The sequence below is a fragment of the Flavobacterium sp. genome (genome assembly GCF_029242675.1).
In the GTDB taxonomy this organism is placed as follows: Bacteria; Bacteroidota; Bacteroidia; order Flavobacteriales; family Flavobacteriaceae; genus Flavobacterium.
In genome coordinates, this window is the sequence record NZ_JAQWTM010000031.1 from 1 (window position 1) to 14,375 (window position 14,375).

A 14,375-nucleotide genomic window follows, 5' to 3' on the forward strand; every position below is an offset into this window, starting at 1 on the left:
AGAGACAGTGCAACTGGTAATGCTGTTACAGGAAGAAATTGTCTTTACTGAATACTTTAGAGTGTATTGCTTGGGTTGTAAAGCAGTAAAAATAATGCAGTACGAACCCCGCAACGAGCCACACCTACGCTATGTTTTAGACGGACCGCCAGTAGATAAAAAATTATTAGCGACTATAAAAGATTATACTTTACGCCTATGCAAAGGATTAGGCTATGATTTTAATACAGTAGAATTTGCTGTTCGTGATGGTATTCCTTATGCAATTGATTTTGGAAATCCAGCACCTGACGCGGATGTAAACTCAGTGGGAGCTGAAAACTTCGAATGGGTTGTTGAAGAATCCGCTAAAATGGCTATTGCTGCCGCAAAAAAACAAAAACCAGGAAAAGTCAACTTGACTTGGGGAACTTTTATGAAAGATGCTGTAGGATCTAAATAGTGTTTTATAAACCTAATGCCTAGCCCTGATAGAAGTGAAAATCCTAGTACGCCTCCCGGTATTTATCGGGAAGGCGAACTAGATTGAAACGGATAGCAGGAAACAGCTTCAAAAAAAATAAAGATGAAAAAATTACCCGTTTTTACTCTTGGTGTAGAAGAAGAGTATCAAATTATTGATCCCGAAACTAGAGATTTGCGCTCGCATTTATCCAAAATAGTCGATGGAGCTAAAATCATTTTGAATGAGCAAGTAAAATCCGAAATGCACCAATCGGTGGTAGAAGTGGGAACGAATATTTGCAAAAATGTTCATGAAGCCGAAAAAGAAATTAAGTTTTTGCGCTCTAAAATAGTGGAACTGGCTGACAAGCAAGATTTAATTGTGGGTGGTGCAGGAACACATCCTTTTTCGAAATGGCAAGACCAACCTATTACGGATGATCCGCGGTATCACATGATTGTGAATGAAATGCAAGATGCCGCACGTTCTAATTTAATTTTTGGAATGCACTGTCATGTCGGAATTGAAAATCGAGAAATTGGTTTGCAATTAATGAATCAGGCGTGCTACTTTTTACCCCATATTTTTGCACTATCGACCAATTCTCCTTTTTGGGAAGGGCGAAAAACGGGTTATAAATCATTTCGAACAAAAGTTTTTGATAAATTTCCACGAACCGGCTTACCTGAATATTTTGATTCGGTTTCCTCCTACGATAATTTCTTAGAAACCTTGGTTAAAACCAAATGTATCGATAATCCTAAAAAAATATGGTGGGACTTACGATTGCATCCATTTTATGATACCATTGAATTTCGTATTTGTGATATGAGTTTAACGGTTGAAGAGACGATGTGTATTGTATCTGTAATTCAAGCTGTAGTTGCTAAGTTGTACAAACTTAATATGCACAATATGAGTTTTAATGTATACCGACCTGCCCTGATCAAGGAAAATAAATTTAGAGCGGCTCGCTACGGAATCGAAGGTTCCATGATTGATTTCGGTCTTCAAAAAGAAGTGGAAACACGAATTTTACTGATCGAATTACTCGAGTTTGTTGATGATGTTGTTGATGAATTGGGCAGTAGAGATCACATTAATTATGTGCATCAAATATTGAAAAACGGAACAGGAGCTGCCAAACAATTAGCCGTTTTTGAACAAACAAATGACTTGACAAAAGTAGTTGACTTTATAACAGGGGAATTTACAAAGGGTTTATAAATATATAGGTTACCTTTGTGCTTTGAAAATTAAGCATAAAAAATGAATACTAAAAAAATTACTATTGCTCTATTAGATATGTACGATGGCGTTCCTAATCAAGGAATGCGTTGTATTATTGATATTATAAGCAGATTTGAACCAATTGTAGATTTCAAAATTTTTGACGTTCGAGGAAAATGTGAATTACCCGATATAAAAAAATACGATATTTATATTTCGACAGGTGGACCCGGAAATCCGCTTGAAGGTGATGGAACTTGGGACGTTAACTACTATGCATTTATTGATAGTTTGACTAAATGGAATACGGAGAACGAGGTTAAAAAACACGTTTTATTCATTTGTCATTCTTTTCAAATGGCCTGTAAACATTTTGGCTTAGCCGAAATAACTAAAAGAAATGATACCTCTTTTGGGGTAATGACCATGCATAAAACCAAAGACGGAATGAACGATCCTTTATTTCAAGAATTAGCAGATCCATTTTATGCAATTGATTCGAGAGATTATCAAGTGGTTCAGCCTAATTTGAATGTGTTCAAGAAAAAAGGTGCTACGATTATTTCTTTAGAAAAAATTAGAGATCATGTGCAGTATGAACGCGCTATCATGGCTGTGCGTTTTACCGATTATTTCGTGGGAACGCAATTCCACCCTGAAGCAGATCCAATTAGTTTTATCGCGCACCTTCGAAACAAAGAAGCCAAAGATAAAATTAGAGCCATGAAAGGAAAACGAAAGTTCCGAAACATGCTGGAAGAACTTCTAGACGATGATAAAATTTACAAAACAAATGAAACGTTGATTCCAAATTTTTTACGAACGGCAATCAATGACTTGATCAAAACAAAGAAAACAATGTCTAATTAACCGCTGTACCATACATGATTAGTAGCTATCGAAATCTTTTCAATTCACAATTCACTGCTGAAAAATATCAAGAATTCAAAAATGATATTGCATCAGATTTCGATTATTTGCCTACTTTTCGAATAGCTGAAACCCCTTTCTTTATTTCAAAAGAACTGAAAAAGCAACTTGTAGAAGGCTCAGAGCAAGTTATAGCTTTTATTCAGTCAGATAGATTTAAAGAGCTCACAAACAAATCATTAGAATTAAATCATAGTGTTCCTAATGAAGATGAGCACACTACTTTTCTAGCTATTGATTTTGGAATTTGTGAAGAAAACGGAGCAATACTCCCTAAATTAATTGAAGTACAAGGATTTCCTTCACTCTACAATTATCAGCAAAATTTATATACTAAATTTAAAAAGCAATATCCGTTTCTTGAAGCATTTACTCCCTTTTTTAATGACAGAAATGAAACCGAATTTTTACATCATCTAGAAGAAGTTATTTGCAATAACCATCCGAAAGAAAACGTAATTCTACTTGAAATTGAGCCTGAAAAACAAAACACCAAAATTGATTTTTATTACTGCAAACGAGATATCGGTATCCCCGTTGTATGTGTAACTGAAATTATTAAAAAAGGAAAACAACTTTTTTACACTAATGAAGACGGAAAGGAAGTCTTGGTGAAACGAATATACAATCGGGTCATTTTTGATGAATTAGATTTGCGAACTGACCTAAAACTGAATTTTCATTTCACAGATGAGTTAGATGTAAAATGGGCTGGCCATCCTAATTGGTTTTTCAGAATTAGTAAGTTTATATTACCTTTTTTGAAAGGAAACTATTTTATCGAATCTACTTTGTTAAGTGAACTCGAGTCTATTCCTGAAGATTTAGAAAATTATGTTTTAAAGCCACTGTTTTCATTCTCGGGTTCCGGTGTTATTTTCCACGTTAAAAAAGAAGATATTGAAGCTGTGGTAGAGAAAGAGCTTTATATTTTACAGAAAAAAGTATATTACAGCCCGATTGTTCAATCACCTGAAGGAAAAGTTAAAGCCGAGGTTCGAGTATTATGTACTTGGAAAAAAGGAGATGCAGCACCTACGCTACTGTGCAATCTTGTGCGACTAAGCCGAGGCGAAATGATAGGGGTAAAATTCAACAAGGACAAAGACTGGGTTGGAGGAACTATTGGTCTATTCGAAAGAGAATAACGCTATTTCCACAATTTATCATACAATTGCGGACATACTTTTTTCATACTTTGTGGTTCGTCTACGTTCCAAGTAAAATTAAGTAGTGGATAGTTTTCGTCATTAGTTACAAAAGCATCATAATCGATATATGAGTACAACTCTTTATCAGTAGCATTTTTAAAAGCGTTTACAGCGACATACCAAAAACCTTCAAACTCATAGATTCCTCGCTCCTCTTTTACCAAATCAATTAAGGAATCAGGATTCTCTTTAGCTTTATAAAAGGTATCTTTTCCTCGGGAAATCAGCCAACATCTAAAGTATTCAAAACCGTCATCGCTACAACCACCGTCCATAATATAAGCGGCGCACCACAAATCAGAGGTATAGGAATCAAATAACAATTTATCAGTTCGCAATCTAAAACCAATCATTTCTTTAGGTGACAGTTTCTCGATTTCATTAACAAGGTAAATTTCTTGATCTTCGGGACTGGTACTTTCTTTAAGTGAATGCTCTATAATTCCCCAATAGACTTCTTCGTCAAGCATTTCGCTTGAGACTGCAATAGAAAGTGAGTCTTTGATCGTGCTTTCAGGCTCAACCTTTTGAGAACTGCTGTTTTGCGCAAAAGTAAGTGTCGTTATTAATAAAAAAGAACACAATAAAGAGGTCGTATTTTTCATAATCGTTTTGCTTCTTACCAGTTGGACATTAATTTTCCGAGGTTAAAATTAGTATATTTTATTCGGTAATATCAAAGCTTGCTACATAAAAATTTTTGTCAACGTTTAATTTTAACTCGTCTTGGTCAATCGCTATTGATTTCCATTCTGTTGTAGGAGCTAACCATTTTTCTTGGCCGTTAAGTTGAACTTTTACTCGCATAGTAAAGCCAGGGACGCAATTTGTCCAACGGTAGCCTACTATTTTATCTTTTAGAAAATATTCAAGTGTCGGAATCCTAGTATCTCTCAAGTACTGATTAAAGAAGGTTGATAAATCAATGCCTGCTTCTGCAGATAAATAATCCTCAATTTGTTTCGTTGTGACTGTTTGATGATAAAAAGTACTATTTAAACCTCTTAATATGGTACGCCACTTGGCATCATCATTCACAATTTGACGTAAGGTATGAAGCATATTTGCTCCCTTGTAATACATATCGCTGGATCCTTCATTATTTACATTGTACTGTCCAATAATGGGCTTGTCATTTTGAATGTTCTTTCTAATCCCTCTTACATACGTATAACCAGCCTCTTTTCCGTAAAAATATTCCAAAAATAAACTTTCAGAATAGTTAGTGAAACTCTCATGAATCCACATATCAGCAATATCCTTGTATGTAATATTATTGGCAAACCATTCGTGACCAGATTCATGAATGATAATAAAATCAAATTTTAGTCCCCAGCCAGTACCGCTTAAATCTCTTCCGCGATAACCATTTTTAAAGCCATTACCGTAAGTAACTGAACTTTGGTGTTCCATGCCTAAATAAGGAGCTTCTACTAATTTATAGCTATCTTCATAAAACGGGTAAGGTCCAAACCAATGTTCAAAAGCTTGCAGCATGCGAGGTACATCTTTAAATTGTTCTTTGGCTTTAGCCAAATTATCCCTTAAAACATAATAAGTACAGTCTAAAGCTCCTTTTTCTCCTTTGTATTTTTCTGAAAACGAAACATAATCCCCAATATTGATATTTACGCCATAATTATTGATAGGATTAGCCACGTACCAATTGTACGTTTTCGTTCCATCTTTTAATTTTTGTACGCTTTGTAAACGGCCATTAGAAACATTAACCAAATCCCCGGGAACGTTCACACTAATGAGCATATTTTCAACTTCGTCATACATATGGTCTTTATTGGGCCACCAAACACTTGCTCCCAAACCTTGACAAGAAGAAGCAATAAATAATTTACCGTTAGTATCTTTTTTCCAAGTAATTCCGCCATCCCAAGGTGGATTGACAGCTACTTTAGGTTTTCCAATGTAAAAAACAACAACTTCATTCGTTGCACCTACTTTTTGCGGATTTACCATCGAAATAAAATAGGCATTACCTTCTCGACTGAATTTTAAATCAACTCCATTTTGAACCACTTTACTAATAGCCATCGGTTGTTGCAAGTCAATTTGCATCGTTTGATAAGACTCTAAAACCGTATATTTGATTGTGTTAGACCCAGTTATTGTACTGTCCTTAGGATTGACTTTTACATCCAAATGATAGTACTTTAAATCCCACCAAGCCCGTTCCTTAGTAATACTTCCTCTTAGTGAGTCTTGCCTACTGAAGTGAATTTCTGATTTAGACAAAAGTCCCTGCGCTTTGGTGCTTTGTGTTAAACTAAAGAGAACAACAAGCGATACAATATATTTTTTCATGAACTATTTAATGGAATATAATTTTTAAAAAGTGCCGACTACTAATGTAATTTTGTTATTTTTTCTTGTGCCACCACTGCTGAGAAATCACGAGTTAATCGATCCGTATAAGAATTTAATAGTTCTAAAACGCGACCGCTGTCTTTAGATTGGACAATCAAGCCTGCATGATAGTCAAGTGGAACAGTAAAGCAAACTTCCGGATCAGAGAAAGACGATAAATCTGGTTTTTGATCTTTAGATAGAGTCAAGACAATTCCCGCGTATTCTTTTTTGATTTTTGGCAATTTGTATTTTTTTTCTTTGACCAAAGCATCTTCGATCGCAGCCCATTCCTTCCATAAATTGATATTGGATGCCGCATCGACCATTTCGGCTAGATGCGCACCACCTACTCTTGAGGAAGTTTCTAAAAAGTAGATTTTGCCATCTTCATCGCACTTTATAAACTCCGTATGAGCCGCACCATGTTTTAAGCCAAATCCCTTTAAAACTTCTTCATTTATTTTTTTAATTGCTTTGTCATCCTCTGATCCATAAAGAATGTTGGAACTTCTAAAAACACCTCCACCCTGCGATATTTCCATTGGAGTAGCTAAATATTTTGAGCTCAGACTAAAAATTACTTTTTTATCTAAAATCAAACTGTCACAGTGGTATACGGAACCTGGTTTAAATTGCTCTAACAAGTATTTGAATCGGTTATTGCCCATCTCGTTAATAGTAATCCACAAGGTCTCCTTGTCCTGTATTTTGATAATTCCTGAAGCAGAAGCTTCCGATCTTGGTTTTAAAACCCAAGGAGCGGGAACCGTATCTGCAAACGTATTAATATCATGATCGTTGAATAAAGAGCAAAAAGCAGGATTGGAAATGCCACAACTTTTAGCTCGCATTCGCATCGCTAATTTATCTCTAAAATAACGACCAGTAGTCTGCCCCATTCCATCGATACGTAAATTTTCTCTTAGATAAGTAGCTTTTTCAACATCATAATCATCTAATGCTATGATTGCGTCAATTTTGTTTGCTTTCATAAGATTGCCAACACCTAGCAATAAATGCTTTAAATTCCAGTCAATATCTTGACCTTGCATATAAAATATTTCCTCAATGGCGTCATGTGGCCACGGTTTATCCTTTAACTTTTCGCCAGTTATGAGGTATACCTTGTTTCCTAAACTTTTTAGGTGCGTCAAAAAATCGGCTCCTTTGAAATAATTTGAAATACAGATGAAGGTTTTGGCGTTTTCCATAAGGTCTATAAATTTTCAATGAATTTAGTTAATAAATGAACGCCAAACGCAGTAGCATGCTTACTTTTTGCAAATTCATCATCGCCAAAAGCGACTCCTGCAATATCTAAATGTGCCCAAGCAGTATGTTTCTCGGTGAAAAATTCTAAAAACTTAGCTGCACTAATTGCACCAGCTACTGGTTTTCCGCTGTAATTTTTTACATCGGCAATATCGCTTTCTATATCCTGAGTGTAGCTATCCCATAATGGTAATGGCCATAATCGTTCGCCAATTGCATCTCCAGCTTCTTGTAATTGTTTTGAAACGGTTTCATTATTGGTAAACAGGGCACCACATTCGTAACCAAAAGTTCCGACACTACTACCGGTCAGCGTTGCAATATCCACCATATAGTCGGGCTTGTAATTCTTTAACATATATGCTATTCCGTCTGCCAATATTAATCTTCCTTCGGCATCAGTATCTATGATTTCAATCGAATGACCACTGTAACTTTTAATTACATCACTTGGTAAAAAAGCTTTAGCACTCACTGAATTTTCCGTACAAGGAACAATTGCTGTCACTTTAATAGGTAATTGTAACTCAGCGATTAACTGCATAGCTCCAAAAACAGCTGCACCTCCCGCCATATCGCACTTCATGTGCAACATACCAGCAGTTTTAATATTAAGTCCTCCGGTATCAAAAGTAACACCTTTACCCACCAATCCTACGTGTTTAACCGCTGCGGTACTGTCTTTGGGACTGTAATTCATGATGACAAACTGGGGTTCATTTTCACTACCTTGACCAACAGCTAAAAAAGCACCCAATCCCTCAATTTTTGCTGCTTCTCGACCAAGAATTTGAACCTCAAAACCATGTTGATCTCCTTTTTCTTTTGCCCAAATTCCAAGGTACTTGGGTGTTACCGTATTAGGCGGAAGATCCACGAGTGAAAGGACCTCTAACTGTGCATTAGCAATTTTTATCGCTTTCGCTACAACCAAATCATAATTAGTAGTTGACAAAATTTTTAAATCAAATTCTGCATTTAAAAACGGATGTCCATCCTTTTTCTTAAAATGTCCTAAACTATAGGTTCCTAAAAACAAACCAGCAACTACTGCCTCTACTTGATCATCAATGAAAGTGTCAGGAAAGTGAAGCACCACCTGATGCGTTAAAAGCTCTTGCTGTTTTTGAGATATGCTACGAAAAGTAGTTTTTAAGGATTTATAAGTGGTTTTTTTACCTAACCCGACAAACAAATAAACCACATTATTTTTCTCTATTAGGTAATGGCTGTTTGATTTACCAAAAAATACCTTCGAAGAAATTTCTATTCCCTCAAATGAGATGGGAACGATATTTTTAGGACTAGTTTCAAAAACGGGAACGATGACCGTTCCTGTAAAATTTTCTAAATTCTCAATTGCTTTTATTTTCATTTAATTTTCTTTAGTGCTAAAAAAAAGCCACTCGATTGCTTTTGGAAACTCATCGCTCCAATAGGTCTCAGAATGCTTTCCTTCAGAATTAATACTCAAATTAATTTTCATTTTATCTTTAACAAACTCGCTTGCCACAATGCGGTTTTTAAACTCTTTAACATGTGAAATCATTGTTTCGCTTTCATCGCCACCAGCATACAAATAGATTTTGGTATCGGTATTTCTATCATCTTCTACTTTGATTTTCATATCGGGTTTTACCCATAAAGAAGGTGAAAAAATCATCAAACGTCCAAAAATTTCAGGATAGCGCAAGCCACTAAAAATACTTATTAATCCTCCCATAGAGCTGCCGCCGATTCCGGTATGGTCTCTGTCTTTTTTTGTTCGGAAGGTAACATCAACAAATGGCTTTAAGGTTTCAGTTAAGAACTTAATATATTTTTTCCCTTGACCCTTTCCTAAAATAGTTGTTCCAACATTGTATTCTTTTATGCGATCTTCTTCTGCATGTTCAATAGCTATGATGATAATTTTACCGATTTTATATTCACTCATTACAGCGAGTTTCTTATCGATCTCCCAGTTGCCATACTCTGCTTCTTCATTAAATAGGTTTTGTGCATCTTGTAAGTACATTACCGGATAGCTCTCCGTTGAACTGTCATAGTCGTGCGGTAATAACGCCCATATTTTTCTAGTTTTACTTAATTGCGGAATTTCAAATTCTTCAGATATCAATACTATTTTTGGTAAAAAATTGGGTTTAAAAGGCAACCAATTTCTTCTCCATTTACTTACATGCTCTTTTTGCAGTCCAACATGCTTCGTTGAGGCTCTATTGCCTGTAATATTTTCATTCTGATCAATTTCAACCTCACTCCAATCTCCTTTTGTAAATTTATACAACAAGGTTTCGGGATAGTTAAAATTCTCAGGAAATGCAAAGTGATACATCCCACTTCCGATTTTTTCCATCAAAAAAGCGCTGTCCTGTGTATGCCAACTATTAAAATTACCCGCAAGATAAACGGGACGATCATCATCTTGATCGGTAGTTAAAACAATATGTAAGCTCGTTTCGATAGTAGAATTGTTATAATTGGTACTAATTGTTAAATGATCAGTAGTCATAGTAAAAAATGTGGTATTGTAAATATTGTATGAGTAAATATAGTGGATTGAAACCTTAAATGAAAGAAAAAACAAAACCCATTAACGAATTACTTCATTAATGGGTAGTGACTTTATTTATAGCCAATTCAATAATTTATTTTTGACGGCTTTTTAAAACTTTAACCACATCTTCTAATTCAAATCCTTTTGCTTGAAGCAAAATTAAATAGTGAAATAACAAGTCGGCGCTTTCACTCAAGAATAGATCATCTTTGTTATCAAGTGCTTCGATAACTACTTCTACCGCTTCCTCACCTACTTTTTGAGCAATTTTATTCATTCCTAACTTAAACAAGGAAGCCACATAACTTTTCTCAGAGTCTGCATTTTCTCTCCTTGTTTTAATGGTTTCCTCTAAAGTCGAAATAAATCCGTAATCCCCTTTGTTGGCTGTTTGCCAGCACGTATCGGCTCCTGTATGACAGGTAGGACCTACGGGTTTTGCTTGGATCAATAAAGTATCGCCATCACAATCGTTTTTAATATCTACTAAGTTCAAAAAGTTACCACTTTCCTCGCCTTTGGTCCAAAGCCTCTGTTTTGAGCGACTAAAAAAAGTTACTTTTTGAGTATCAATTGTTTTTTGGTACGCCTCTGCATTCATGTAGCCCAACATTAAAACGGCTTTAGTTTCGCTGTCTTGAATGATTGCTGGAATTAAGCCGTCTGTATTTTTTGAAAAATCTATGTTCATTTTTACGAGTCTAAAGTTATAAAGTCAAATGTCTAAAGTAAAGTTTAGAGTCTAACTGCTATATTATTGTTTTTAAGTTCTTCTTTCAACGTTTTAATTTCAATCTCTTTAAAGTGAAATACACTTGCTGCTAAGGCGGCATCTGCTTTTCCTTCGGTGAAACTATCTACAAAATGTTGCATGTTTCCAGCACCACCTGAAGCAATTATCGGAATATTAACTAACGTTGATAATTTAGCCAAAGCTTCATTAGCAAAACCGTTTTTTGTTCCGTCGTTATCCATCGAGGTAAACAAGATTTCTCCTGCTCCTCTCGCGGCTACTTCAACTGCCCAGTCAAATAAATTCAGTTCTGTAGGTACTTTTCCACCCATTAAATGCACAATCCATTGCCCGTCGATTTGTTTGGCATCAATGGCTACAACCACACATTGGCTGCCAAATTTACTAGCCAAATCATTAATCAACTGCGGATTTTTTATTGCTGATGAATTAATCGAAACTTTATCTGCTCCGTTTTGCAACAGTACTTCCACATCGGCTACAGAGGAGATTCCACCTCCCACCGTAAACGGAATATTAATTGTAGCTGCCACTTCGCGAACCAAGTTCACTAAAGTTTTTCGGCGTTCTTCCGTTGCTGATATGTCCAAAAAAACCAATTCATCAGCTCCTTCATTCGAATAAATCTTCGCTAATTCTACCGGATCACCAGCATCACGCAAATCTACAAAATTTACGCCTTTAACCGTACGTCCATTCTTTATATCTAAACAGGGTATTATTCTTTTCGTAAGCATTTCGTTCTTTGTTACACAGAGATTCGCAGAGTTTACACAGAGTCCCACAAAATTCTTAGCGAATCTTCGTGTTACCTTTGCGTGTCTTTGCGCAATAATCTATTTATTTAATATGTAGTTTTCTAGTTGTTTCATCGAAATCCTTCCTTCGTAAATCGCTTTACCAATGATAGTCCCTTCACAACCTAATTCCGCTAATTTAGGTAATTCATCAAAGGTCGAAATTCCACCTGAAGCGATTAATTTTATTCCTTCGGATTTCGCCAACTTCTCGACTGCGCTCGAAGTGCCATTGCAAGACTTCAATATTTTAGCATATAAATCAAAACTAGGTCCTTCGAGCATTCCGTCTTTGGCGATATCGGTACAAATCACGTACTGAATTCCTTTAGACTGGTACTCTTGAATAAACGGAACCAACTCCTGATCTGATTCTTCTAACCATCCTGAAACGGCTACTTTTTCGTTATTGGCATCTGCTCCAAGGATAATTTTATCAGCACCATATTCAGTAATCCATTTTTCGAAAATCGCTCTGTTTTTTACAGCGATACTTCCACCCGTAATTTGGTTCGCACCACTTTCAAACGCAATTTTTAAATCAGCATCCGACTTTAAGCCACCACCAAAATCGATTTTCAAACTCGTTTGACTCGCAATTTGCTCAAGAATTTTAAAGTTGACTATTTTGCTCGATTTTGCTCCGTCAAGATCTACTAAGTGCAAATATTCAATTCCGTGTGCTTCAAATTCCTTGGCTACTTCTAGCGGGTTTTCATTGTATATAATTTTGGTGTTGTAATCACCTTTTGATAAGCGAACACATTTTCCGTCGATGATATCTATTGCTGGTATAATACGCATGATTTCTTTTTAGTTTCAGGTTTAAAGTTTAAAGTTGCAGAAAATTCCCAAGAATTTTCTCTCCTACATCACCACTTTTTTCTGGGTGAAATTGGGTTCCGTAGAAATTGTTTTTTTGCAGGGCCGAAGCATATTCTAGTTCGTAGTTCGTTGTAGCAATCGATTCAGCGCAATTAGGAGCGTAGAAACTGTGTACTAGATACATGTACTCGTTTTCTGAAATGTCTTTAAACAAATCTGATTTCAAATTGTAAATCGTATTCCAACCCATTTGCGGCACTTTTACTTTCGCTGAAAATTTAAGCACATCAACGTCAAAAATCCCCAATCCTTTCGTATTTCCCTCTTCGGTTTTGTTGCACATCAACTGCATTCCAAGGCAAATTCCTAATACAGGCTGCGTCAATGTTGGAATCAATGCATCCAAACCACTTGCCAAAAGCATTTTCATCGCTGAACTCGCTTCACCTACACCCGGGAAAATCACTTTATCTGCTGCCTTAATCTCGGCTGGATCATTACTCAAAACCGCTTTGTATCCCAATCTTTCAATCGCAAACATAATACTTTGAATATTTCCTGCTCCGTAATCGATTATTACAAGCCCCCCAGCCCCCGAAGGGGGAGTTGAAGTGGATTGTGTGCTATCTTTTTCCATAAATTTTATTTCAAACTTAGTTATTCCCCCTTCGGGGGTTAGGGGGCTACAACATCCCTTTCGTACTCGGCAAAATCATTTTCTCAGTATCGCGTTTTACGGCAACTTTTATCGCTTTGGCGAAAGCCTTAAAAATCGCCTCAATTTTGTGGTGCTCGTTGTCTCCTTCGGCTTTGATATTGATGTTTGCTTTTGCTCCATCAGAGAATGATTTAAAGAAATGCAAGAACATCTCTGTTGGCATTTTCCCCACCATTTCGCGTTTGAATTCCGTTTCCCAAACCAACCAGTTTCTACCTCCAAAGTCAATCGCCACCTGCGCTAAGCAGTCGTCCATAGGTAAACAAAAACCATAGCGCTCAATTCCTAGTTTGTTTCCTAATGCATTCGCAAAAACTTCTCCTAAGGCAATTGCTGTGTCTTCAATGGTGTGGTGTTCGTCTACTTCTAGGTCTCCTTTTACATTGATTTCTAAGTCCATTTGCCCGTGACGCGCAATTTGGTCTAGCATATGATCAAAAAAAGCAATTCCAGTTTCGATTTTACTTTTCCCAGTTCCATCAAGATTCAAGTTAATGTAGATATCCGTTTCGTTTGTTTTTCTCGAAATTGTAGCTGAACGCGCTTCCAGTTTCAAGAACTCATATATCACTTTCCAATCTGTAGATTGCAAACTAATCACATCATCTAATTCCTCACGTTTAGAAGCAATTTCAGAACTTCCTGCGCCTTCAGATTCATTCATGAAAATCGCTTTGGCTCCAAGATTTTTAGCCAATTCCACATCTGTCAATCGGTCTCCTAACACAAACGAGTTAGCCAAATCATAAGCAGGATTATCGATGTATTTAGTCAACATACCCGTTCTCGGCTTGCGTGTAGGTGCATTATCTTCAGGAAACGAACGGTCTACAAAAATATCATCAAAAAGAACGCCTTCATTTTCGAAAGCTCTCAAAATGAAATTCTGCGTTGGCCAAAACGTATCTTCTGGAAAACTGTCTGTTCCCAAACCGTCTTGGTTGGTCACCATCACCAATTCGTATTCTAATTCGGTTGCAATTTTAGCCAAATACTGAAACGCTTTGGGATAAAACTCTAATTTATTTAAACTATCTAATTGGTATCCTTCTGGTTCCAAAACAATCGTTCCATCACGATCGATAAAAAGTACTTTTTTCATTTTGTATAAGCTTTTAGCTGCTAGCTTTTGGCCTTTGGCTAGTTGTGTTTTATTTTTTATTTGGGCGTGTCCCTCCGGGTCGGGCTATTCGTTCCCGCTTTTTTATGACTTCGTTCCTCGGTCATTAAAAGAGCTCCACTACTATCCCTCACGCACTTTATATCTAATTA

Annotated in this window: 13 protein-coding genes and 1 pseudogene; 4 read left to right on the forward strand and 10 right to left on the reverse strand. The window is 36.3% G+C overall.

The annotated features are described in order from the left end of the window. The 4 genes and pseudogenes from P8M54_RS01035 to P8M54_RS01050 form a co-directional block, all read left to right on the forward strand. Positions 1-442, forward strand: a pseudogene (locus tag P8M54_RS01035) (hypothetical protein); the annotation flags it as partial. Positions 443-565: 123 nt separating this feature from the next. Further along, positions 566-1,672, forward strand: coding sequence for a carboxylate-amine ligase (locus P8M54_RS01040; protein ID WP_300283974.1), 1,107 nt, complete (start codon positions 566-568; stop codon positions 1,670-1,672). 42 nt (positions 1,673-1,714) lie between these two features. Further along, on the forward strand, positions 1,715-2,545 hold the full coding sequence (locus tag P8M54_RS01045) for a homoserine O-succinyltransferase (RefSeq protein WP_300283976.1): 831 nt from the start codon (positions 1,715-1,717) through the stop codon (positions 2,543-2,545). A 14-nt stretch (positions 2,546-2,559) separates the two neighbouring features. Then, positions 2,560-3,753 carry a hypothetical protein gene (locus P8M54_RS01050; RefSeq protein WP_300283978.1) on the forward strand — a complete coding sequence of 398 codons (1,194 nt, stop codon included), beginning with the start codon at positions 2,560-2,562 and terminating at the stop codon, positions 3,751-3,753. 2 nt (positions 3,754-3,755) lie between these two features. On the opposite strand, the gene P8M54_RS01055 is transcribed toward P8M54_RS01050, so the two are convergent. The 10 genes from P8M54_RS01055 to hisB form a co-directional block, all read right to left on the reverse strand. Then, positions 3,756-4,421 carry a DUF4240 domain-containing protein gene (locus P8M54_RS01055; RefSeq protein WP_300283980.1) on the reverse strand — a complete coding sequence of 222 codons (666 nt, stop codon included), beginning with the start codon at positions 4,419-4,421 and terminating at the stop codon, positions 3,756-3,758. 58 nt (positions 4,422-4,479) lie between these two features. Beyond that, the gene (locus P8M54_RS01060; protein WP_300283981.1) at positions 4,480-6,135 is read right to left on the reverse strand and encodes a M1 family metallopeptidase; all 1,656 of its coding nucleotides are present in this window, start codon (positions 6,133-6,135) and stop codon (positions 4,480-4,482) included. Positions 6,136-6,176: 41 nt separating this feature from the next. Then, positions 6,177-7,391, reverse strand: coding sequence for an ATP-grasp domain-containing protein (locus P8M54_RS01065; RefSeq protein WP_300283983.1), 1,215 nt, complete (start codon positions 7,389-7,391; stop codon positions 6,177-6,179). A 5-nt stretch (positions 7,392-7,396) separates the two neighbouring features. Beyond that, the gene (locus P8M54_RS01070; protein ID WP_300283985.1) at positions 7,397-8,827 is read right to left on the reverse strand and encodes a M17 family metallopeptidase; all 1,431 of its coding nucleotides are present in this window, start codon (positions 8,825-8,827) and stop codon (positions 7,397-7,399) included. Further along, positions 8,828-9,964, reverse strand: a complete 1,137-nt coding sequence (locus P8M54_RS01075; protein ID WP_300283988.1) for an alpha/beta hydrolase-fold protein — start codon at positions 9,962-9,964, stop codon at positions 8,828-8,830. A gap of 136 nt (positions 9,965-10,100) precedes the next feature. After that, the gene (gene hisIE, locus P8M54_RS01080) at positions 10,101-10,700 is read right to left on the reverse strand and encodes a bifunctional phosphoribosyl-AMP cyclohydrolase/phosphoribosyl-ATP diphosphatase HisIE (protein WP_300283990.1); all 600 of its coding nucleotides are present in this window, start codon (positions 10,698-10,700) and stop codon (positions 10,101-10,103) included. 44 nt (positions 10,701-10,744) lie between these two features. Next, positions 10,745-11,500: an imidazole glycerol phosphate synthase subunit HisF gene (gene hisF, locus P8M54_RS01085; RefSeq protein WP_300283992.1), complete on the reverse strand. Its 756-nt coding sequence runs from the start codon at positions 11,498-11,500 to the stop codon at positions 10,745-10,747. Between the two features lie 99 nt (positions 11,501-11,599). Then, positions 11,600-12,364 carry a 1-(5-phosphoribosyl)-5-[(5-phosphoribosylamino)methylideneamino]imidazole-4-carboxamide isomerase gene (gene hisA, locus P8M54_RS01090; RefSeq protein ID WP_300283994.1) on the reverse strand — a complete coding sequence of 255 codons (765 nt, stop codon included), beginning with the start codon at positions 12,362-12,364 and terminating at the stop codon, positions 11,600-11,602. Between the two features lie 28 nt (positions 12,365-12,392). After that, positions 12,393-13,022, reverse strand: coding sequence for an imidazole glycerol phosphate synthase subunit HisH (gene hisH / locus P8M54_RS01095; RefSeq protein ID WP_300283996.1), 630 nt, complete (start codon positions 13,020-13,022; stop codon positions 12,393-12,395). Between the two features lie 46 nt (positions 13,023-13,068). Then, a complete protein-coding gene (gene hisB, locus P8M54_RS01100) occupies positions 13,069-14,205 on the reverse strand; it encodes a bifunctional histidinol-phosphatase/imidazoleglycerol-phosphate dehydratase HisB (protein WP_300283998.1) in 1,137 nt (378 codons plus the stop codon). Between the last annotated feature and the right edge of the window lie 170 nt (positions 14,206-14,375).